Here is a 21,215-nt window from a genome sequence, read left to right on the forward strand (position 1 = left end):
CAAGTAGAGCATGCCGACACCGATTACCAAGAAAGGCTATGACGCGTTAAAGGCGGAACTGGACCGCTTGCGCAAGATCGAGCGGCCCAAAGTGATCGAAGCGATCGCGGAAGCCAGAGCGCACGGCGATCTCAGCGAAAACGCCGAATACGACGCCGCCAAAGAACGTCAAGGATTTATCGAGTCGCGCATTTCCGAGCTCGAGACCAAGTTGGCCGAGGCCCGGGTGGTGGAAGTTGCGGGACGTACCAGCGAGACCATCGTGTTCGGCGCGACCGTTCTGGTGATCGAGCAGGAATCCCAGGCAACGAAGCAGTATACGCTGGTCGGTCAGGACGAAGCCGATATGAAGTTCAACAAGATCTCAGTCCAGTCCCCTGTCGGTCGTGCGTTGATCGGGAAGCGGGTCGGAGATTTTGTTGAAGTGAAGACTCCCGTCAAGATGGTCGAATATGAGGTAGTGGAGATCAAGTTCGAGGAATGCTGACGTGCCCGAGGCACGCCCTCTCATTGCCCTACTGACAGACTTTGGCGAGCACGATTGGTTTGTCGCCAGCATGAAGGGTGTGATCCTGAGCATGAATCCCAACGCCAAGGTCGTCGATATCTCCCATCAGATTCCTTCTCATCAAATCGACGAGGCCGCCTATGTGCTGGAGGCCTGCTACCGCTATTTTCCGGAAGGGACGATCTACGTCTGTGTCGTGGACCCCGGCGTAGGAAGCGCCAGGCGGGCGATCCTTGCGACAACGTCGCGCTATAGTTTCTTGGCGCCGGACAATGGATTGCTGAGCCGAGTGTTGCAGAACGAACACCATGTGAAGATCCGGCAGATCGAGCATGAGCGGTATCGTCTTCCTTCGGAGGGGACCACGTTTGACGGCCGGGACCTGTTCGCGCCGGTCGCCGCGATGCTTGCGAACGGCGAGCCCGCGTCGTTTTTTGGCCCCGTCATCAGTGATCCGGTGAAGAGCCTCATTTGGATGCCTCAACAAGACGGTCACGCCTTAATCGGACGGATCGATTACGTCGACCGATTCGGCAATCTCATATCCAATGTCACCGCGAAGCAGGTGCGGGAATTTCAATCGACCATGGGAGTCTCGAAGATCGAGATCCATATCGGAACGCACGTCATCGGCGAATTGGTGGGAAGTTACAGTCAAGGGGACTACGAGAGTCCATCCGCCCTGATCAACAGCAGCGGCAACCTGGAAATCTTTCTGCAGGAAGATAACGCGGCCCGTTATCTGCAAGTGGGCGTGGGCGAAGAGATACGGCTCTGTTGACGCAGGTCAGCTGACCGCCCGGTCGATGTGATCGCAGACATAGCTTGCAAAGGGGAGTGAACAGGTAAAGGCCGGAGAGACGGCATTGAGCACGTGCATGGATCGGTCGTCTCCCTCCAAGACGAAATCCATTTCAAGCTTTTTCTTGGTGATGTCGAGCAGTTGGGCCCTGATTCCCGGACGACCCCATTTGCGATAGTTCCGCTCCTCCACTCCTTCCGCAAGTACCGAGGCAAGCGATACCATTTTGCTCATCGAGTATTTGGCGATTTCTTCAATCGCCAATCGTCGGTAGTCAAATCCCGCTCCCGTCATCAGACCGAGCCCTCGGCTCGCAACCTCGATCAGCTCACCCAGGTTGAAATTCCCGAACCCTTCGTAGTTTTCGCGCCACAGCGCCGGAATCGCCGTTGGGCCAATTTTGGCCTTTCCGTCGGCTGTGATGGTGAAGTGGACACCCAGGAACGGGTTTCTGAGATCCGGAACAGGGTAAATATTGGTGCGAATGGCGCCAGGCGGCTCGTCAGAGTACAGATAAAGTCCCTTGAAAGGCAGAATCCGATACTTCTGTGAGAAGCCATAGTCCATGGCAATCTTATCAGCGTAGAGACCTGCGGCGTTCACGACGTACCCGGCTTCAATGGTGTTATGGTCGGTACGAACTCGTTTGTCGTCTCGCCCTCGATAGGCTCTGCCGCACTGAACCTGAATGCCTTCACGGATCGCATCCTGCTGCATCGCTTCGATGACCTGGAGCGGGTTGACCGTCGAGGTGCGGGGTGAGAACAGAGCTCTTTGGTATGTCTTGACGCGAGGTTCAATAGACTTGGCCTCTGCTTCTGTGATGGCTTGCAGTTCAATCCCATTGGCTTGGCCGCGGCGGAGCAATTCGTCGAGAGAAGGCAAGTCGGCTGCATCCTTCGCGACGACGAGCTTCCCGCACTTATTGAGCGCAATTCGTTTCTCGTCACAGTAGGCGGTCAGCCGCTCGTTTCCAAGACGCGTAAACCTCGCTTTAAGGCTGTCGGGGGAATAATAAAAGCCTGCGTGAAGTACGCCGCTATTGCGCCCACTGGCGTGGGCACCGCACGCCGGCTCCTTTTCAATCAATAACACACGGGTGTCAGGACGGCGTCTGCGGAGTTCACGGGCGACGCTGAGGCCGATGACTCCGCCACCGATGACGAGAAAATCACAGGTTTGCATGGGGCCGGTTTTGGTTCACACGACTTCCGAGGAGGTCACAGTGATGCTCCATCGCTGAGCAGAGTGTCTATGGATTCTTGCAGAATTTCTACCATTTTCTTCAAATCCTCGGAGGTCGTTGATAGTGGCGGCATGAGCACGAGCACGTTTCCGATGGGTCGGGTGATGAGTCCTTTCGAGCGGGCGATCGATGCGACACGGTGACCGACTTTGGCATCCAACGGATACGGCTCTTTGGTCTTCTTATCTCGGACCAATTCGATTCCCACCATGAACCCTTGCTGACGGATGTCGCCGACATGAGACGTCTCGGCCAGTCGCTTCATCCAGAGCGCCAGTGCTTTGATCTTGGGCGACAATTTGAGGAGCGTCTTTTCCTGGCGAAAGACTTGGAGATTTGCGAGGGCCACGGAACAGCCCAGCGGATTGCCGGTAAAACTATGTCCATGAAAGAAACTCTTGAACTCAGCGTAGGTTCCGAAAAAGGCTCGGTAGATTGTATCCGTCGTTAATGTCGCGGCGAGCGGCATGTATCCGCCGGTAAGCCCCTTGCTGATCGCCATCAGATCCGGGGTGACTTCCTCGTGCTCGCACGCGAACATCTTGCCGGTGCGACCGAACCCCGTCGCGACCTCGTCGGCAATCAACAAGACATCGTATTTGGTGCAGAGCTCGCGGATGCGTTTCAGGTAGCCGGGCGGCTGAGGAATCATGCCGGCCGCCGCTTGCATCAATGGTTCGATGATGAAGCCGGCCAACTCGCGGTGGCGGGTCTTGAGGATTCTCTCGATCGGGTCAACGCAGGCCAAGCGGCACGACGGATAGGTGAGGTTCAAGGGACAACGGTAGCAATAGGGCGGTTCCGCCTCTAAGGTCGAAAAGAGCAACGGTTTGAACCGCGAATGGAAGACCTCGATGTTCCCGACGCTCACGGCGCCGATCGTATCTCCGTGATACGCCAGTTTCAGATGAAGAAAGGTGTTCTTTGGGCCGGCATCAGGGTGTCCCTGCTGCCAGTATTGAACGGCCATCTTGAGCGCGACCTCGACCGCCGTAGAACCGTTGTCGGAATAGAAGACGCGGGTAAGTCCTTTCGGCGCGATCCGGATCAACTCGCGGGCCAGCTCGATGGCCGGGGGATTGGAGAGGCCGAGGAACGTCGAGTGGGCGATGTTGTCGAGTTGCTGCTTGAGGGCACGGTCAAGGACCGGATGTCGATGCCCGTGCAGATTCACCCAGATGGACGACGTACCATCGAGGTATGTCTTGCCCTCTGTATCGATGAGATAGGACCCCTTGCCGCGCTCGATGATGAGGGGTGCTTCCTGTTCCCATTCCTGCATTTGCGTGAACGGATGCCAGACGTATCGATGGTCCCATTCGACGAGTTGCCGGGTTGAGGGTTTTCGTGCCATGGAGATCGAAAGGCGTCAGGCGTCAACGGTCATTCGTGGATAGTAAAGGATATCGTCTGGTTCATAACACGGTTGATGCGTGACGGATGATGGACGAGAGCTTCGTCGGGCGTGGCGCGTGATTATAAGGGCGGGCGATTACTTTGACAACCTGGGAGGCAGTATTTATAATAAACCGATTTTCACGAATGAGCTAGGATTTGCAAAGCCTTATACGCAATTTTTCAATTATCGCTCATATCGATCACGGCAAATCAACCCTCGCTGACCGGTTCCTAGAAGCTACTGGCGCAGTCACTGCTCGAGAGGCGAAAGACCAGATCCTCGATGCCATGGACCTCGAGCGGGAACGTGGCATTACGATCAAGGCCCACGCAGTGGCGATCCGGTACAAGGCCGAGGATGGGATGACGTATGCCTTGCATTTGATCGATACGCCGGGGCATGTCGACTTTACCTATGAAGTCTCCCGGAGCTTAGCGGCTTGCGAAGGTGCGCTGTTGCTGGTGGATGCCACTCAAGGTGTGCAGGCACAGACGATCGCCAATGTGAATTTGGCGATGGCCAACAACCTCGCCATTATTCCGGTCATCAACAAAATCGATTTGGCAAGCGCGGACGTCGAGGGGACGAAGCATTCCATCTCGGAGGTGTTGCAACTCGAAGCTGCCGATGCCCTTCCCATCAGTGCAAAGGAAGGGAAGGGTGTACCGGCCGTTTTGGAGGCGATCATTGCGCGCGTTCCTCCTCCCTCCGGTGATCCGCAGGCCCCCTTCAAAGCGCTCATCTTCGACTCCTGGTTCGACAATTACCAGGGTGTGATCGTCTTGATTAGACTCGTGGACGGGTCGATCCGGCCGGGAATGAAGATCAAGGTGATGTCGAATGACCGGACGTTTGAGGTGATGGAAGTCGGCCAGTTTACTCCCAAACGCACGAAAAAGTCCGAGCTGATGACGGGCGAGGTCGGATACTTGTGTGCCAACATGAGAGAAGTGGCCGATGTCAAAATCGGCGATACGTTGACGGATGCCGTCACTCCCACCGCCGCTCCGTTTCCCGGTTACAAAGAAGTCAAGCCGTTGGTGTTTTGCGGCCTCTACTCAACGGACACCGCAAAGTACGAGGATTTGCGTGATGCGCTCGTTAAACTGCGATTGAACGACTCCTCGTTCGTCTACGAGCCTGAAACCTCGCTGGCGCTCGGCTTCGGGTTTCGCTGCGGGTTCCTAGGCTTGCTGCACATGGAAATCATCCAGGAGCGATTGGAGCGGGAGTACGGCCTGACGCTCATTACCACGGCTCCTACCGTGGTCTATCATGTGACCACGACAAAGGGCGATAAGCTGGAGATTGACAATCCATCTGAATTGCCCCCTCCAAACAACATCACTACATTTGAAGAGCCGTTCATTCTGGCGACGGTGATCACGCCCGAACGGTATATGGGCGCAATTCTCCAACTGTGCCAAGAGCGACGTGGCATTCAGCGGGACATCCACTTTCTCGATCCGACGCGGGTCGTAATCAGCTACGAGCTGCCGCTCAATGAAGTGATTCTCGACTTCTACGATAAGCTCAAGTCGCGCACGCAGGGCTATGCCTCGCTCGACTATGAACTGATCGGGTATCGCGAGTCCGAACTCGTCAAGCTCGATATCTTGTTGAATGGCGAGGCTGTCGATGCTCTGTCCTTCATCACGCACAAGGAGCGCTCGTATCAGCGAGGGCGTCAACTTGCGGAAAAGATGAAGGAGCTGATCCCGCGTCAGATGTTTGAAATCGCAATACAAGCGGCGATCGGCAACAAGATTGTTGCGCGCGAAACGATTGGGGCGATGAAAAAGAACGTGACGGCGAAGTGCTACGGCGGCGACATTACGCGCAAGCGAAAGTTGCTCGAAAAGCAGAAGGAAGGGAAGAAGCGTATGAAAGCGGTCGGCAGTGTCGAGGTTCCGCAGGAAGCCTTCTTGGCCATCTTGAGAGTCGGAGACGAATGAGCCTCGAACAGAATCAGAGGAATGCTGAGAAGTTGCCCGGTTCTCCGCGTGCCGGAGAGCAGGCCTCGCTTTCCGGAACCAAGCTCGAGGACAACGCGAGCCGAGCGGAGCGTAAGTCCATCGTCCGCGAGTATGCGGAAGCCATCGTCGTGGCCATGCTGCTGGCATTCGCGATCCGCGTGTTCGTGGTACAGGCATTCAAGATTCCCTCGGGATCGATGATTCCGACCTTGCTGATCGGCGATCACATCTTAGTGAGCAAGCTCTCGTATGGGCTTCAGTGGCCGACGGACTGCAAGCTGCAATGGAATTTTCCTCCGGTCAATTGTTATACCTCTCAGACGGTCATCACGTTCGGCAAGCCGCAACGCGGGGATATCGTCGTATTCCGTTTCCCCGAAGACGAAGAAAAAGATTTCATCAAACGCATCGTGGGGCTGCCGGGCGATACCGTGCAGCTTCGGAACAAAGTCGTGCTCGTCAATGGCCAGCCGCTCGACGACAAGGCCTTTACACAACGAATCGACCCCGGCATCATCGACAGCACCATCAACCCCCGTGATAATTTTGGGCCGGTCTCGGTCCCCGAAGGATCCTATTTCGTGATGGGCGACAATCGCGACCAAAGTCTGGACAGTCGGTTCTGGGGATATGTGCGTGAAGAAAAGATTCGAGGGAAGGCGTTCCGTATCTATTGGTCCTGGAACGGTCAGGGAAATTGGACGGAGTGGGTCCGGTGGGAACGATTCGCCAAGGCCATTCAGTGAAGAAGAGCAGCGGCACCTCTTTCCCAAGGGAAGAATCCAACGGGAAGGAAGGTTCGTCGCCCAAAGCGCTCCGACAGTATCTTCAACGATTTCCACAAGCATCGGTGCTCGTCGTCGGCGATCTCATCCTCGATCACTATGTGATGGGGCGGGTGAGCCGGATCTCTCCGGAAGCGCCGGTCCCGGTCGTCCATGTCGATTCAGAATCCCTCCGGCTGGGCGGGGCGGCCAACGTCTACAGCAATATTCTGGCTTTGGGTGGAAAGGCGCATCTCTGCGGCGTGATCGGGGCGGATGAAAGCGGGAAATCATTGCTCAAAGAGCTCCGACACACACGGGGGGGACTTGGTGGCGTTGTGATCGATCGTGAACGTCCCACCACCAGGAAAAGTCGTGTGATTGCGCATAACCAGCAGATCGTGCGGTATGACATTGAGGGTCGAACCGAGTTGAAAGCGACCCTTCGCCGAAAGATAATCCGGCATGTGGAATCGAAACTTCGAGAGTTGTCCTGTATCGTCGTGTCCGACTATGCCAAAGGAGTCATCTCCTCGGCCTTGATGTCCGATCTCACCCGTCTCGCGTCATTGCGCAGAGTTCCCGTCATCGTTGATCCGAAGGTCGAGCATTTTAACTACTATAAAGGAGTCACCGTCATTACTCCCAACCACCTCGAGGCGACTCAGGCGTCGGGAATGCACGGGGATGACAATCAAACGATCAACGAAGCGGGAGCGATGATTCGGCAGCGTCTCGGCTGTCAGTCGGTCCTGATTACGCGCGGCGAAAAAGGCATGAGTTTGTACGAAGGGGACGGGGCATCGTGGCATTTGCCCACCAAAGCCAGGCAGGTCTATGACGTCACCGGAGCGGGAGATACGGTCATCGGAACCCTGGCGATGGCGCTTTCGGCCGGAGCAAGCATCAAGACCGGAGCGATCATGGCGAACTACGCGGCCGGAATCGTCGTAGGAATGGTCGGGACCGCGACCATCTCACCAAAACAGTTGTCTGAGGCGTTTGGGGATGAATAGAGCGTCACGGTCGGTCACGGTGGTGATTCCAGCTCGGTACGGCTCGTCCCGGTTTCCAGGCAAGCCGCTCGTCGAGTTGAACGGCAAGCCGATGATTCAGCATGTCTATGAACGGGCGGTCACGTGCCGCGCTGTTTCGGATGTGTTGGTCGCAACCGACGACGAGCGTATCAAGCAAGCCGTTGAACGGTTTGGAGGGCGTGCGATCCTTGTCACCAGTGAATGTCGGACGGGGACGGACCGAGTTGCGGCCGTCGCGCGCATATTTGCCGGGGACTACTTCTTGAACTTACAGGGTGACGAGATCCCGTTGAACTCAGAACTGTTGACGGATTTGATCGAGCCGTTTATCGACAGCGGTGCCGGCGTGGGTACGTTAAAACGAGTGATGGACCCGACAGAGGATCTTCTCAACCCCGGTGTGGTCAAAGTGGTGACAGATGCCCGAGGGAATGCCCTGTATTTTTCGCGGGCTCCGATCCCGTTCGTTCGTGATGAAGCGGAGAGGCGGGTCATCGGAGGACTTCATTATATCCATCTGGGACTGTACATCTATGCGAAGGAAACATTGCTCCGACTGGCCGCCTTGCCGACGAGTCGTTTGGAGGACGCCGAAAAGCTTGAGCAACTTCGCGCGCTGGATTATGGCATTCCTATCCGGGTGTGGGAAACCCAACACGCATCACTGCGGGTGGATCGGCGGGAGGATGTGCCTGACGTTGCGGACCGGCTCCAGCAATTCGATGCGCTCAAGCGTGAGTTGAAGAGCCAAGGGGTGGTATCCCAGCGGCCGGGCTGACACAGAGCGGTTCGAGGACCAAGAGAGGTCAACCATGAACAAGTTTATTTTCGTGACCGGAGGAGTGGTCTCATCACTTGGGAAGGGCCTGGCTTCCGCGTCCATCGGGAATCTTCTCGAAAGTCGAGGTTTGAAGATCACGTTTCTCAAGTTGGACCCGTACATCAATGTCGATCCGGGGACGATGAACCCCTATCAACACGGGGAAGTCTTTGTCACCGACGACGGAGCCGAGACCGATCTCGACCTCGGACATTACGAACGGTTCACGACCCTGTCGCTGACCAAGGAAAGCAATTACACAACCGGCAGGATTTATCACTCGGTCATCACCAAAGAGCGCCGCGGAGACTATCTCGGCGGAACCGTACAAGTCGTGCCGCATGTGACGGATGAGATCAAGCAGGCGATCATGCGCATTTCCAAAGGCATCGATGTTACGATCGTCGAGATCGGCGGCACGGTGGGCGACATCGAGAGCTTGCCGTTTCTCGAGGCCATCAGGCAGATGCCGTATGATGTCGGGCGCGATAACGTCTTGTACGTCCACCTGACCTTGGTGCCCTACATCGGCACGGCCGGTGAACTGAAGACTAAGCCGACGCAGCATTCCGTCAACAAGCTCCGTGAAATCGGTATTCAGCCCAACATTCTCTTATGCCGGACCGACCGGTACATTCCCCCGGAACTCAAGGGCAAGATCGCCATGTTTTGTAACGTGGACAAGGATGCCGTCATCACCGCCAAAGACGTCGATACGATCTATGAAGTGCCGATCGTCTTCCGAAAAGAGGGATTGGATGAACTGATCGTCCGTCAACTCCACTTGGAGACCGGCCAACCGAATCTTCGCGAGTGGGATGCGATGGTGCAGAAGATCAAGCGCCCGAAGCACGAGATTTCCATCGCACTGGTGGGAAAGTATGTAGGGCTGAAAGAGTGCTACAAAAGCCTGGGAGAAGCGCTGGTTCACGGCGGCATCGACCATGAAACCAAGGTCAATATCAATTGGATCGAGTCGGAGGATGTCGAACGGCTGGGTACGGAGCGTATCTTGCGGGAGGCGGACGGTATCCTGATTCCCGGGGGGTTCGGAACGAGAGGGATCGAGGGGAAAGTGACAACCATCAAGTATGCGCGGGAACGTCAGGTGCCGTTCCTGGGTCTGTGTCTGGGCATGCAGTGTGCCGTCATCGAATTCGCCCGCAATGTAGCCGGACTGGCCGGCGCCAACAGCGCCGAGTTTGACGAACAGTCACCACACCCGGTGATTCATTTGATGCCCGATCAGCATGCCGTCAGCAACAAGGGCGGAACGATGCGACTGGGATCGTATGTCTGCAAGCTCGGCGAGGGGACGCTGGCCCAGAAAATGTACGGTGTGAGCGAGGTCCGTGAACGCCACCGCCATCGCTATGAATTCAACAACGCCTATCGCGAACAGCTGACCGCAAAGGGGCTGGTCTTGAGCGGAGTGTCTCCTGACGGCCGGCTGGTTGAAATCATCGAGTTGAAGAATCATCCCTGGTTTTTGGGTACTCAATTTCATCCTGAATACAGTTCCCGTCCGCACCGCCCGCATCCCCTATTTAGTGGCTTTGTGGGGGCGGCGGTGCGCAAGAAACTCGGGCATTGATTGTAGGCCATGACACACCTCGTTGATATCGGCCCGTTCAAAGTCGGTCAAGGGCAGCAGCCGTTTCTCATTGCCGGCCCCTGCGTGATCGAGAATGAGCAGCTGGTCATGGACACGGCGGGCCGTGTTGCAGAGATCACCAAGTCGTTGGGAATTCCATACATCTTCAAGTCGTCATTCGATAAGGCCAACCGGACATCCATCACGTCGTTTCGCGGGCCCGGCATCGAAAAGGGCCTGGCGATACTCAAGAAAGTGAAGGACCAATTCACGCTTCCGGTTCTGACCGACGTCCACACGGAAGAACAGGCGACGGAAGCCGGGAAGGTTGTGGATGTGCTGCAAATTCCGGCCTTTCTCTGTCGGCAGACGGATTTGCTGATCGCCGCCGCCAAGACCGGAGCGGTCGTGAACGTGAAAAAGGGCCAGTTTCTCTCGCCAACCGAGATGGGCAATGCCGTCAAGAAAATAGAGGAGTGCGGCAACCGGCGGATCGTGCTGACGGAACGCGGCTCATCGTTCGGCTACAACAATCTCGTCGTGGATATGCGGTCCTTCCCTATCCTGAGGAGCTTCGGGTATCCTGTGGTCTTCGATGCGACTCACAGTGTGCAGCTGCCGGGCGGAGGAGGGACGAAGTCCAGCGGCCAGCGTGAATTTGTCGAGCCATTGGCCTGTGCGGCGGCCGGAGCGGGTGTGGACGGATTCTTCATGGAAGTCCATCCAGATCCGGATGCAGCTCTGTCGGACGGGCCGAATATGGTACCGTTGCATCAATTGAAGTCCTTGTTGGAGCGGGTCCTGCGTATATGCGACGCGGCAAAGCCAAAAACGTGAAATCAGCCAATCGAATATCGAAGACCGAGAAGATGCTCGGCAGTCTTGCTGACGGCCGGCGCGTGCTGGAAATCGAAGCTCGGGCCGTCCAGTCGCTGATTGATCGGCTGGACGCCAAGTTTGCCAAAGCGGTGGATGTGCTCGTTCAGTGCAAGGGGAAGGTTGTGGTGTCTGGTATGGGGAAGTCGGGCCTCATCGGACAGAAAATTGCCGCGACGCTCGCCAGCACCGGCACTTCGTCGTTCTTTCTGCATCCCGCCGAAGGGGTGCACGGCGATCTCGGCATGTTGGCCAGACGGGATGCGCTGGTCGCGATTTCCAACAGCGGCGAGACGCAAGAATTGCTTCAATTGCTTCCCTATGTGAAACGTCTGGGCATTCCGGTGATCGCGCTCACCGGCCGGATGAATTCGACGTTGGCGAAAAATGCCGATGTTGCGCTCGATGTCTCGGTGCAAGAAGAGGCATGTCCCATGGGATTGGCCCCGACTGCTAGCACGACGGCCACGCTGGCCTTGGGCGACGCGTTGGCGATTGCGCTGCTGCAGAAACGCGAATTCAAGGAAGAAGACTTTGCGCGGTTCCATCCCGGCGGCACATTGGGACGGCGGTTGTTGGTGAAGGTGAAAGACCTCATGCATACCGAATCGGAGGTTCCGATGGTTCAAGCCTCGGTCGGTGGCATGGCGGCCATGCTGGAAATGACGGCGAAAAAGCTCGGCATGACGACAGTGGTTGATCAGGAGGGAGCGCTGGTCGGCGTGATTACGGATGGCGACCTGCGGCGGTTCATCCAACGTGGGACCGATTTGGTGAACACGACGGCGAGAGAGTTGGCCACGCAGGACCCCAAAGCCATCGGACCCGATGAACTGGCGGCCAAAGCCGTCGAGATGATGGAACGCTTTTCGATTACGACGCTGGTGGTGACGGAAGATGGTCGAACTATCCGTGGTGTGATTCATTTGCATGATTTACTGAAGAACGGGATAGTATAAGCTATGAACCGTGTTCTGGAAGTGTGGCGAGACATCGGGGCGGAGTCGCTCAATCTGCCCAATCTGCTGACCCTCGTCCGCATTCTCTTGATCCCGGCCTTCATCATTTTCTTCGTCAATCCTACGCCCGATCAGTCGCTGGCGGCGGCCATTATCTTTACCGTTGCGGCGGTGACCGATTGGCTGGATGGTTTTATCGCCAGACGAACCGGCCAGGTCACGAAGCTCGGCAAGCTGCTCGATCCCATCGCTGACAAGCTCCTGGTGTTGTCGGCCCTGATCCTCCTCATGAACGTGGACCGGGTCAGCGCGTTGGTGGTGTTGTTGATCATCGCGCGGGAAGTCGCGGTCACGGGAATCCGCGCCATTGCGGCCGGAGAAGGGATGATCATCGCCGCGGAGACGACCGGTAAATACAAGATGGCCCTGCAAGTGGTGGCGATCATCCTGCTGATCCTGGAAGGAACAGGGTTGGCTGAACTCGGTAATATGCATTTGGCCGGCACCGTCACCTTGTACCTCTCGCTGGTGCTCGGCTATATCTCCGGCGGCCAGTATGTTTGGAGTTTCTGGAAGCAGGTCGTCGCCAAAGGACTGTAGTCAGGATGTTGAAACTAGACCCCAGCTTCGTTCTCGCATCGTTTAGACCCTCAACATACCCCGACGGGAGTGAGCGGCTCCGGCTGCTCGGGGCGGGTGGGTGAGAAAGCCTATGCCTCGGCCCTTCACTCGCTGCGGCCTTGCTGGATGTCTCGTTTGAACATCCTGTAATGCGTTAGATTTGATTCCTCCATCAGTTCTCGTCGGATTGACTGTCACCGGGACGGGCCTGACATGGGTTTGAAATGCCGGGCCGTTCGGAGAGCGCCACTCGCACAACAGATCGGTGTCTGTACCTGTCTCTTCTTCCTCATCACAGCCTGTACAGAGAACAAAACGCCTCCTCAATTAGAAGCCTATGCCTATTCGAGCGCTCTGGCGGCGCCCCGATGTGAAGCGGGAGCCCGAGTTGGTCTCGTTGGGGCGACCGATGGGAAAGTCTCGGCTGATGGGATTCGGTATATGGTGCGGACACCCTCCAACTATGACGCGACCTTTGCGCATCCGCTCCTCATGGTCTACGCTCCCGCCGGGCAGAGTCGTTGGGCGACTGAGCGGCTTACAGGCCTCACGACTGCAGCCACTCGCGCCGGCTTTATCGTGGTCTATGCGGATCACCGGCAGTTGAATTTTCCGGCGATTGAACAAGCCGGGACGATCCCCGGCTCCGTGGCAAAGGAGTGGTGTATCGACGAGAAGAGGGTGTTTATGACCGGCCATTCTGATGGCGGCACCGCTTCACTGGCGCTCGCCGTGCTCGATAAGACAAAAAAGATTCCTGCTGCGATTGCGCCGAGCGCCGCAGGTTGGACCGGAAAAGATCTCGAATCATTTCAGTGCCGAGATCCCATTCCGGTCATGATTATGCACAGCAGGAACGATACTTTGTTTCCCGGTTGGGGAGCGCAAACGTCAGCCTGGTGGGCGGGCTGCAATCGCTGCGATCTGAACCAGACAAAAGCCGTCGAGGGTGGATGTCGCGCATATCAACACTGTGCTCAAGGAGGCGCGACGCTCTACTGCGAAGGAACCGGCAGTCATCGCGATTGGCCGAATCTGAATCAAGTCATACTGGAGTTCTTCGCGCATCCGGAGAAGTTTCAGTGATAGGCCGACGCTTGCGCCCGTTCTTAGAGAGAAGGCGGTAACGCCGAGAGATTGGATGGACCACACAGGGCTGACCATAGGGCTCGCCATCTTCGGATATCTGTTGGGAGCAGTCCCGTTTGGGGTCGTCATCTCCAAAGCGATGGGTCTGCCGGATCCGCGTACGGTCGGCAGTAAGAATGTCGGATTTACGAACGTGCTGCGGGTGTCAGGCAAGAAGCCCGGTATCCTGACCTTGCTCGGTGATATGGGCAAGGGGTGGGTGATGGGTTTCGCAGCGACGCAATTGCTTCAGGATGAATGGGCCATCTTGACGGTCGCGCTTGCGCCGTTTCTCGGACACTTGTTTTCCCCGTTTCTTGGATTCAAAGGTGGGAAGGGGGTGGCGACCGCGCTTGGTTCCGTCCTCGGTGTCGCGCCATGGATCGGGTTGTTGCTGCTCCTGGCGTGGATTGGAGCCGTAGCTCTGTGGCGCTATTCCTCCGGCGGCGCACTCACTGCATTCGGACTCTTTCCCATCATCGCCGCGTTGCTCCGACCAACGACCGCCTTCATATCGTTTTCTGTGCTCGTGACCGGGCTCATCGTGATCAAACACAAGGGGAATATTGAACGGCTATGGAATGGCACTGAGAGTAAGATGGGGCAAAGGAAACCGGAATAGAGAGCAGTCAAACTGGTCTTGTGCTCGCCGAGGCCCCACGATGAAACAGTGGTCCCTCGATGCGCGCAGTGAACGACAACCTGGCCGCTCCCTCTTCCTTTTGAGAGAAAGGAAAATAGAGCGCGCAATTCTGGATTCAATCGGCCCGCCCTTTTAAGGGGATGAAAGCACCTTAAATTGACTCTATTTGTCTACCGTTCATATACTGCGGCTCGTTTGTGGTCTTTCGTATCGATCGGTAACTTTCCTGAAGCAAGGTTGGAACATAAATGAACCAAACAATCGTCGTCTGGCTTTTCGCGCTGAGCATGGCAACACTGGCCGGTTGCTCGTCGAAAGAACTTTATAAGACCGGTCAAGCTTGGCAGGAGAACCAGTGCTTTAGGATTGATGACATACAAGCACGAAACCGATGCTTGTCCAACGCGTCTGTTTCTTACGAGCAGTACCAACGGGATGTAAACTTTGCGCCTCAGCCGAAGTAGTCCCCACCTCCGGGTAAAGTCGTTATCTTGCCAGCCGCCGAAGGGTTTCAGGCGAAACTACCGGGCGACAATACTGACTTGTGCGGAATAACCGAGCTGGGCGAGAAGGTGTTCGCAGTCGTCCCAGGTGAGGCCGAATACGCATACGTAAGGATTAAGCCGTGTAGTTCTCATGAGGGTGCTATTGCGGGCGGGAGAATTAGCATCATACCGCTAATCGGTGCGAGCCGACTTTCTGCGCGTTCGAGTTGAGCGCCGGGTTATGCGTGTTGTTTTTTCAGTCAGTACGAGTAATCCCGCAAGTGCTTCATTGACTGCTTTTGAAGTGGGAAAGGCTTTGGCAATAGCTGGTTCCAACAGGGCGACTGAAGTTCCTGCGGCTACTGCCGAATAAAATTTCCCTCTTTCCAGTTTTGTAAAGTCCGACCGTTTGTATTCTGAACGCATTTCGTCTTTATCCCTCTTCATATAATTTCCTTTCGCTGCGTGTCATGCGACGGGCATTGATGATTCGAATTGCGTCGGGCCGATACGTATGCGAAACGACCAGTAGTCGGCTCAAGCGGGACATCCCAAAGGTAATATACCGCAGTTCGCTGATAGAGTGATCTGGGTCAGGGCCGGAAAGTGCTAGACGGTCCAGAAATACCGAAGCCGCTTCATCGAACGATATTCCATGTTTACGAAGATTAATTTCAGCTTTGCGCGGATCCCACTCAAACTTCATAATAAAATGTAGTTTCTGGTGCTACGCATTACGACCTGTTGCTGAGGCGCACGCCCATGAGTCTAAACCAACTGCCGCTTGTTGGCTACAGCAGCGTGTTATACCACCCGAGATGGCCATCCGATTTATCCTTCGCTCGATGACATTCTCGCCAGCATGCGCAATAGACGTGGCCTCCATGCGGTATGGAATGAGCACGGCGTGGCTGTTAGCTACAACAAGTTTCACGAGGTACGTTATCAAAAGAGACTTATTGAGACCAATCTTGAGTCTTCCAATTAGCCTCATTGAATTGACTCTCTTCTACCCCCTTCATATAATGCGATCCGTTCGAGGTTTGCCTTGTCCGGCCTGCACTTATGCGATCTCGCTTCAATGACAATCTGGCGGGAAAGATGGCTCAACTGCGCGCCGGGCTTCGCCATGCGTTTGCCGTTCCTCCTGAGAATCAGCCCCTCTCTATCGAAGACGTGCAGTTGATGGAGCGGATTGCGGAGGTGATTGTCAAGCGGGGAATGGCGGCTCCTGCGACGATGTTCTTGGAGTCCATGGGGCCGATGAATTTTCTGGGCAGTCAGGCGCTGCATTTCCTGACACCGATCCTCGATTGTGCCTTCAACACGAAAGAAGTCGAGCAGGTCGCGCGATTGCTCGAACGCCGTGACACGGTGACTCGTCTTATCTCCATCATTGAAGCCAAGTCTGCTCCAAAGGGAGCAACGGCTCAATGACGTCTTCCGCATCCAGCCCTCCAAAGATCGATCGCCCTCTCAATGTGATCGTAGCGACCGATTGCGGCAGCACCACGACCAAAGCCATTCTCATCGAAAAAGTCGGTGACCAATATCGGCAGACGTATCGCGGCGAAGCCCCGACGACCGTGGAAGCTCCGTTCGAAGACGTCACGCGCGGCGTGTTGAATGCCATCGCTGAAATCGAGGAACTCTCAGGCCGGAAAATTTTGGACGGCGATCAGATCATCACGCCCTGTCGTGATGACAAGACGGGTGTCGACATTTATATCTCGACCAGCAGTGCCGGCGGCGGGTTGCAGATGATGGTGACGGGTGTCGTGCAGAACATGACCGGCGAAAGCGCGCAGCGTGCCGCACTGGGGGCCGGTGCGATTGTGATCGATGTGTTGGCCTCCAACGACGGCCGATTGCCCCACGAAAAGATCGAGCGCATCCGTTCCATGAGACCGGACATGATTTTGATGTCGGGAGGGACCGATGGTGGAGCCGTGACGCACGTGGTGGAGATGGCCGAATATATCGCGGCTGCTGAACCACGGCCACGATTCGGCGTGACGTACAAGTTGCCGCTGATCTATGCGGGCAACAAGGAAGCCCAACCGCAAGTCAAAAAGATTCTGGAAGACAAATCGGCACTGGTCGTCACAGACAATATCCGGCCGGTCCTGGAACGAGAGAACCTGGCACCGGCGCGGAACAAGATTCACGACTTGTTTCTCGAGCACGTCATGCAACAGGCGCCGGGCTATAAGAAGCTCATCGAGATGGCCGGCGCTCCGATCATGCCGACGCCGGCTGCAGTCGGGCTCATCATGGAGACGATCGCCCAGCGGGAACATCTGAATCTGATCGGGGTGGATATCGGCGGTGCGACGACCGACGTCTTTTCCGTGTTCGACGGCGTGTTCAACCGGACGGTCAGCGCCAATCTCGGCATGTCCTACAGTGTGTCCAATGTCCTCGCCGAAGCGGGTCTGGCGAACATTATGCGATGGGTGCCGTTCACGATCGATGAGCAGACGCTCCGTAACCGCATCAAGAACAAGATGATCCGGCCCACCACCATTCCCCAAACACTCGACGAGCTGCAAATCGAGCAGGCGATCGCGCGCGAGGCCCTGCGGTTGGCGCTGATTCATCATAAGTCGCTGGCAACGGGCTTGAAGGGCGTGCAACAGGAGCGGACGATCTCCGATGTGTTCGAGCAGGAGGCCTCCGGTAAATCTTTGATCGATATGTTGAAACTGGATTTGATCGTCGGGAGCGGCGGCATCCTGTCTCATGCGCCGCGGCGCATACAATCGATGCTAATGATGGTCGATGCCTACGAGCCCATGGGCTGCACGAGGTTGTCGGTCGACAGCATCTTCATGATGCCGCATCTCGGGGTGCTGTCCACGATCAATCAGAAGGCGGCGACCGATGTGTTCGTTCGAGATTGCATGATCTATTTGGGTACCTGCGTGGCGCCGATCGGACAGGGGAAGGACGGGGATCTCTGTGCTGACTATCAGATCACGTTGCCTGATGGAAAGACCATCAACGATCAACTCAAATTCGGCGATCTGCGGCTCTATCCCTTAGATTCCGGCAAACAGGCAACCATCAAGATTCAGCCTGCGAAAGGCGTCAACATGGGCGCGGGAGTCGGTACTGCTCTCACGAGAGAGGTTCATGGCGGTGTGGTCGGACTCTTGCTCGATGGCCGTGGGCGACCGCTCAGATTTCCGGCTGACCATCAAGTCCGAGTCGCGTCACTGACGAAATGGTTCAAGGCAGTCGATCTCTATCCGGTTTAGGACCATAGGCAAATGGCTCACAGTTATACACCCGGCCTCACTGTTACGGATCGTACGGTTATCCATCGGCGGCGCATGTTGCCCTTGCCGGGCACGGTATTGGTCAACGTCGGTGACCGAGTCCGGTCCGATCAGATTGTCGCCAAAGCAGAGTTGCCGGGAAAAGTCTTCCCGGTCAATCTTGCCAATCAACTCAGCATTGCTCCGGGTGAGATCAAGGACTATTTGATCAAGAAGGAAGGCGATGCCGTTGAGAAAGACGAGATCCTTGCCGAGAACAAGCCCCTGATCAAATGGTTCAAGACGGAGATCCGATCGCCGGTTGCAGGCACGGTCGAGTCTGTGTCGACCATCACAGGCCAAGTGCTCCTGCGGGAACCGCCCAGAGTCTTACAACTGCTGGCCTATGTGGACGGGATCATCTCGGAGACGGTTCCGCAGCAGAGCGTCGTGGTGGAAGCCACCTGCGGATTGGTGCAAGGGATTTTCGGTATTGGTGGAGAGACGTTCGGTGACATCGTTCTGGGGGTGAAAGCTCCGGACGAACCACTGTCGCCGGAACATTTCAATGCGAGTATGAAAGGCAAAGTGGTCGTGGGAGGTTCGTTCCTTTCCGCCGAAGCCATGAAGCAGGCCAAGGCCGTCGGTGTCGCCGGGTTGGTCGTGGGCGGTATTCATGACGAGGATCTGCGTGCCCTATTGGGATATGATCTCGGCGTCGCCATCACGGGGACGGAACAGGTGGGATTTACGCTGATCCTGACGGAGGGGTTCGGGACGATTCCGATGGCGGCCAAGACCTTCAAGTTGCTTTCCGCCCATGTCGGCCGGAAGGCGTCCATCTCAGGGGCCACACAGATCAGAGCCGGCGTCATCCGTCCTGAAATTATTATTCCACAAGTAGAAGATAAGGTTGGGATGGAGGTTATTGCCCGGCGAGACGGGATTCGCCTTGGCGATCCGGTCCGCATCATCCGCGATCCCCTCTTTGGCCGAATCGGAGAAGTGTCGGCTCTTCCCTCCGATCTCACCAAGATTCCTACCGAGAGCGAGGTGCGGGTATTGGAAGTGAAGTTTGCCGATGGAACGCGTGTCGTGATTCCGCGGACGAATATCGAGGTGATCGAGGGGGCGTGAAGCGTGAGGCGTGAAGTGGATCTCGTGGAAGGCGGTTGGGGCCGTTTCGCATGGCCTTTGCTGATCCTGATTTTCTGTGTGTCGAGTTTGCAACCACCGTGCACCTCGGCTGAGACAGCTATCAGTGCTCCTCAAGACATTCAAGTATTCGACACGCCGAACGACGGAGGAGGAAGCCTTACCGTTCAGTGGGCTCCTACGCCGGGAGATAGTCCGGACCTCCGCTATCAGGTCTTGCTTGCAAAAGCACCTGCTGCCGATCCGGCGACATTCACGATCGTCGCGGAGTTCCCCGCCAATACGAAATACGTCAAAGACACAAAAACCGCTTGGTGGACAAGGAAGGCCGAGAAGACCTGGCACCAGGCCGTCATCAAGAGTGCAAAGAATATCGACGTGACGGATGGCACGGCCTATGCCGTCGCATTGGCTGCTGTCCGAGGCGATCAGCGAGTTTTCAGCCCGGTGTCGGTGGCGACGCCTTCGCCGGACTGGTTCAACTGGAATCAACTGAATAATCTCATCATCGCCGTCTCATTCTGTGGGCTGGTGTTTTATACGATCAGCTATGCAAAGCGGAACGAGATCTTCTTGCGTCGTATTCCGGGGCTCGACGCGGTGGATGAAGCGATCGGGCGCGCAACCGAGTTGGGCAAGCCGATTCTCTATATGACCGGCGCGCATGACTTACATGACCCTTCGACGATTGCCGCTGCGGTCATTCTCGGGAAGGTTGCGAAGCGGGCTGCGCTCTATGAAACGGAATTGTTGGTGCCTCATCGTGAGCCGATTACGATGGCGGTCTGCCAGGAAATCACCAAACAGGCCTATTTGGAGGCGGGCAAACCCGATCTTTTCAAGGAGGACGCGAACTTTTTCATCACGCCCGATCAGTTCAGCTATACGGCGGCGGTCGACGGGATCATGCTGCGAAAGAAGCCCGCCGCCAACTTCTTCATGGGTCATTACTTTGCCGAGTCGCTGTTGCTCACCGAAACCGGCGCGAGCACCGGCGCCATCCAAATCGCCGGAACGGACGCGGACCACCAACTCCCGTTCTTCGTGACCACCTGTGATTACACGTTGATCGGCGAAGAGCTGTACGCCGCGAGCGCGTATCTGTCCAGGGAGCCGGTTCAAGTCGGCACGCTGCGAGGACAGGATATCGGAAAAGCGGTCGTCCTCAGCGCGATTGCCGTCGGAACGGTATTGGCGACGGTCGGAGTCGTCACCGGCGCGCAATGGCCGCAGATTGTCCTCGATCTCTTTAGGGACCTGAAATGATCTTTCTCCGTCGGCAACTACCTCTCCTCATCACGATGGTTACGGGTCTCCTGTTTGCGGCGCAGTACTATGTGCCGCATCCGGCCTCGGAGCAGATGCTCACATCCGCAACGAAATGGCTGCAGATCATCGGAGGATTCGCGTTGATCCTCGGTGTGACCAGCCTGTTCCATCAACATGCGGTCAAGATCGGGCGCAAGGAAGCCGGATGGGGCTATAGCTTCGTGCTGTATGCCGCCATGCTCGGGACTATCGCGGCCGGCCTGTGGGCCAATGGCAAAGAAAGCCTCGATGGGGCCATGACGGCATTCGGCTGGGTCTACAACTATATGATGGTGCCGCTGCAAGGGACGATGTTTGCCATCCTGGCCTTCTTCATCGCATCGGCCGCCTATCGCTCGTTCAGGGCCAGGAGTCGGGAAGCGGCGGTATTGTTGGTCGCGGCAGTGATCGTGATGATGGGACGTGTGCCGCTGGGTGAGTATCTGATTCCCTTGAGCGGCGACGTTTCCTCGTGGATTTTGAATGTGCTCAATGCCTCCGTACGCCGGGCCATTCTGATCGGCGTCAGTCTCGGGGCTATTGCGTTGTCATTCAAGATTATCTTTGGCGTGGAGCGGTCGTATCTTGGCGGAGGGAAGGAGTAGGAAGTGTGGGACCCTTCCACTGCGCGCGA

At 56.4% G+C, this 21,215-nt stretch carries 21 protein-coding genes; 17 read left to right on the plus strand and 4 right to left on the minus strand.

Features of this window, described 5'->3' with window-relative positions:
* Positions 1 to 10 precede the first annotated feature (10 nt).
* On the plus strand, positions 11 to 487 hold the full coding sequence (gene greA, locus H8K03_00545; protein ID UVT20452.1) for a transcription elongation factor GreA: 477 nt from the start codon (positions 11 to 13) through the stop codon (positions 485 to 487).
* 1 nt (position 488) lies between these two features.
* Positions 489 to 1,289: an SAM-dependent chlorinase/fluorinase gene (locus tag H8K03_00550; GenBank protein UVT20453.1), complete on the plus strand. Its 801-nt coding sequence runs from the start codon at positions 489 to 491 to the stop codon at positions 1,287 to 1,289.
* A gap of 6 nt (positions 1,290 to 1,295) precedes the next feature.
* Here the strand turns inward: H8K03_00550 and lhgO are convergent, their stop codons facing one another.
* Positions 1,296 to 2,495: an L-2-hydroxyglutarate oxidase gene (gene lhgO / locus H8K03_00555; GenBank protein ID UVT20454.1), complete on the minus strand. Its 1,200-nt coding sequence runs from the start codon at positions 2,493 to 2,495 to the stop codon at positions 1,296 to 1,298.
* Positions 2,496 to 2,530: 35 nt separating this feature from the next.
* Positions 2,531 to 3,910: an adenosylmethionine--8-amino-7-oxononanoate transaminase gene (gene bioA, locus H8K03_00560; GenBank protein ID UVT20455.1), complete on the minus strand. Its 1,380-nt coding sequence runs from the start codon at positions 3,908 to 3,910 to the stop codon at positions 2,531 to 2,533.
* Between the two features lie 200 nt (positions 3,911 to 4,110).
* On the opposite strand from bioA, the gene lepA reads away from it, so the two are divergent.
* From lepA to plsY, 10 genes are all read left to right on the plus strand, one after another.
* Complete coding sequence (lepA, locus tag H8K03_00565) at positions 4,111 to 5,910, plus strand: elongation factor 4 (GenBank protein ID UVT20456.1); 1,800 nt, start codon at positions 4,111 to 4,113, stop codon at positions 5,908 to 5,910.
* Positions 5,907 to 6,677, plus strand: coding sequence for a signal peptidase I (gene lepB / locus H8K03_00570; protein ID UVT20457.1), 771 nt, complete (start codon positions 5,907 to 5,909; stop codon positions 6,675 to 6,677). The genes lepA and lepB overlap by 4 nt, the downstream gene beginning before the upstream one ends.
* A complete protein-coding gene (rfaE1, locus tag H8K03_00575; GenBank protein UVT20458.1) occupies positions 6,647 to 7,711 on the plus strand; it encodes a D-glycero-beta-D-manno-heptose-7-phosphate kinase in 1,065 nt (354 codons plus the stop codon). Before lepB ends, rfaE1 begins: the two co-directional genes overlap by 31 nt.
* Positions 7,704 to 8,510, plus strand: coding sequence for a 3-deoxy-manno-octulosonate cytidylyltransferase (gene kdsB / locus H8K03_00580; protein UVT20459.1), 807 nt, complete (start codon positions 7,704 to 7,706; stop codon positions 8,508 to 8,510). Before rfaE1 ends, kdsB begins: the two co-directional genes overlap by 8 nt.
* A 34-nt stretch (positions 8,511 to 8,544) precedes the next feature.
* Complete coding sequence (locus H8K03_00585) at positions 8,545 to 10,146, plus strand: CTP synthase (GenBank protein UVT20460.1); 1,602 nt, start codon at positions 8,545 to 8,547, stop codon at positions 10,144 to 10,146.
* Positions 10,147 to 10,155: 9 nt separating this feature from the next.
* Positions 10,156 to 10,983 (plus strand): 3-deoxy-8-phosphooctulonate synthase, encoded by an 828-nt coding sequence (kdsA, locus tag H8K03_00590; protein UVT20461.1) that lies wholly within the window; start codon positions 10,156 to 10,158, stop codon positions 10,981 to 10,983.
* Between the two features lie 32 nt (positions 10,984 to 11,015).
* Entirely contained in the window at positions 11,016 to 11,981 is a 966-nt protein-coding gene (locus H8K03_00595; protein ID UVT22329.1) for a KpsF/GutQ family sugar-phosphate isomerase, read from the plus strand.
* A gap of 3 nt (positions 11,982 to 11,984) precedes the next feature.
* On the plus strand, positions 11,985 to 12,581 hold the full coding sequence (gene pgsA, locus H8K03_00600; protein ID UVT20462.1) for a CDP-diacylglycerol--glycerol-3-phosphate 3-phosphatidyltransferase: 597 nt from the start codon (positions 11,985 to 11,987) through the stop codon (positions 12,579 to 12,581).
* Between the two features lie 234 nt (positions 12,582 to 12,815).
* The gene (locus H8K03_00605) at positions 12,816 to 13,688 is read left to right on the plus strand and encodes a poly(3-hydroxybutyrate) depolymerase (GenBank protein ID UVT20463.1); all 873 of its coding nucleotides are present in this window, start codon (positions 12,816 to 12,818) and stop codon (positions 13,686 to 13,688) included.
* A gap of 55 nt (positions 13,689 to 13,743) precedes the next feature.
* Positions 13,744 to 14,352 (plus strand): glycerol-3-phosphate 1-O-acyltransferase PlsY, encoded by a 609-nt coding sequence (plsY, locus tag H8K03_00610; protein ID UVT20464.1) that lies wholly within the window; start codon positions 13,744 to 13,746, stop codon positions 14,350 to 14,352.
* Positions 14,353 to 15,050: 698 nt separating this feature from the next.
* Here the strand turns inward: plsY and H8K03_00615 are convergent.
* Both H8K03_00615 and H8K03_00620 read right to left on the minus strand, forming a co-directional pair.
* Positions 15,051 to 15,305 carry a hypothetical protein gene (locus H8K03_00615; GenBank protein ID UVT20465.1) on the minus strand — a complete coding sequence of 85 codons (255 nt, stop codon included), beginning with the start codon at positions 15,303 to 15,305 and terminating at the stop codon, positions 15,051 to 15,053.
* Positions 15,292 to 15,564 (minus strand): BrnT family toxin, encoded by a 273-nt coding sequence (locus H8K03_00620; protein UVT20466.1) that lies wholly within the window; start codon positions 15,562 to 15,564, stop codon positions 15,292 to 15,294. Before H8K03_00620 ends, H8K03_00615 begins: the two co-directional genes overlap by 14 nt.
* 395 nt (positions 15,565 to 15,959) lie before the next feature.
* On the opposite strand from H8K03_00620, the gene H8K03_00625 reads away from it, so the two are divergent.
* From H8K03_00625 to H8K03_00645, 5 genes are read left to right on the plus strand one after another with little or no spacing between them, the layout of a single operon-like run.
* Entirely contained in the window at positions 15,960 to 16,295 is a 336-nt protein-coding gene (locus H8K03_00625) for a hypothetical protein (GenBank protein ID UVT20467.1), read from the plus strand.
* On the plus strand, positions 16,292 to 18,118 hold the full coding sequence (locus tag H8K03_00630) for a glutamate mutase L (protein ID UVT20468.1): 1,827 nt from the start codon (positions 16,292 to 16,294) through the stop codon (positions 18,116 to 18,118). The genes H8K03_00625 and H8K03_00630 overlap by 4 nt, the downstream gene beginning before the upstream one ends.
* 12 nt (positions 18,119 to 18,130) lie before the next feature.
* Positions 18,131 to 19,255, plus strand: coding sequence for a hypothetical protein (locus H8K03_00635; GenBank protein UVT20469.1), 1,125 nt, complete (start codon positions 18,131 to 18,133; stop codon positions 19,253 to 19,255).
* A 3-nt stretch (positions 19,256 to 19,258) separates the two neighbouring features.
* Positions 19,259 to 20,539, plus strand: coding sequence for a hypothetical protein (locus tag H8K03_00640; GenBank protein ID UVT20470.1), 1,281 nt, complete (start codon positions 19,259 to 19,261; stop codon positions 20,537 to 20,539).
* Complete coding sequence (locus H8K03_00645) at positions 20,536 to 21,186, plus strand: hypothetical protein (GenBank protein ID UVT20471.1); 651 nt, start codon at positions 20,536 to 20,538, stop codon at positions 21,184 to 21,186. The genes H8K03_00640 and H8K03_00645 overlap by 4 nt, the downstream gene beginning before the upstream one ends.
* The last annotated feature ends 29 nt before the right edge of the window (positions 21,187 to 21,215 follow it).

Source organism: Nitrospira sp., from assembly GCA_024760545.1.
Taxonomy (GTDB): Bacteria; Nitrospirota; Nitrospiria; order Nitrospirales; family Nitrospiraceae; genus Nitrospira_D.

Bases quoted from the DNA above. Each gene is read 5' to 3' on its own strand.
- lepB (UVT20457.1), top strand. From the start codon at position 5,907: ATGAGCCTCGAACAGAATCAGAGGAATGCTGAGAAGTTGCCCGGTTCT.
- bioA (UVT20455.1), bottom strand. From the start codon at position 3,910: ATGGCACGAAAACCCTCAACCCGGCAACTCGTCGAATGGGACCATCGA.
- lhgO (UVT20454.1), bottom strand. From the start codon at position 2,495: ATGCAAACCTGTGATTTTCTCGTCATCGGTGGCGGAGTCATCGGCCTC.
- H8K03_00645 (UVT20471.1), top strand. From the start codon at position 20,536: ATGATCTTTCTCCGTCGGCAACTACCTCTCCTCATCACGATGGTTACG.
- kdsA (UVT20461.1), top strand. From the start codon at position 10,156: ATGACACACCTCGTTGATATCGGCCCGTTCAAAGTCGGTCAAGGGCAG.
- pgsA (UVT20462.1), top strand. From the start codon at position 11,985: ATGAACCGTGTTCTGGAAGTGTGGCGAGACATCGGGGCGGAGTCGCTC.
- H8K03_00620 (UVT20466.1), bottom strand. From the start codon at position 15,564: ATGAAGTTTGAGTGGGATCCGCGCAAAGCTGAAATTAATCTTCGTAAA.
- H8K03_00585 (UVT20460.1), top strand. From the start codon at position 8,545: ATGAACAAGTTTATTTTCGTGACCGGAGGAGTGGTCTCATCACTTGGG.
- plsY (UVT20464.1), top strand. From the start codon at position 13,744: ATGGACCACACAGGGCTGACCATAGGGCTCGCCATCTTCGGATATCTG.
- H8K03_00625 (UVT20467.1), top strand. From the start codon at position 15,960: ATGGCTCAACTGCGCGCCGGGCTTCGCCATGCGTTTGCCGTTCCTCCT.
- H8K03_00595 (UVT22329.1), top strand. From the start codon at position 11,016: ATGCTCGGCAGTCTTGCTGACGGCCGGCGCGTGCTGGAAATCGAAGCT.
- H8K03_00605 (UVT20463.1), top strand. From the start codon at position 12,816: ATGGGTTTGAAATGCCGGGCCGTTCGGAGAGCGCCACTCGCACAACAG.
- kdsB (UVT20459.1), top strand. From the start codon at position 7,704: ATGAATAGAGCGTCACGGTCGGTCACGGTGGTGATTCCAGCTCGGTAC.
- greA (UVT20452.1), top strand. From the start codon at position 11: ATGCCGACACCGATTACCAAGAAAGGCTATGACGCGTTAAAGGCGGAA.
- H8K03_00630 (UVT20468.1), top strand. From the start codon at position 16,292: ATGACGTCTTCCGCATCCAGCCCTCCAAAGATCGATCGCCCTCTCAAT.
- H8K03_00615 (UVT20465.1), bottom strand. From the start codon at position 15,305: ATGAAGAGGGATAAAGACGAAATGCGTTCAGAATACAAACGGTCGGAC.
- H8K03_00635 (UVT20469.1), top strand. From the start codon at position 18,131: ATGGCTCACAGTTATACACCCGGCCTCACTGTTACGGATCGTACGGTT.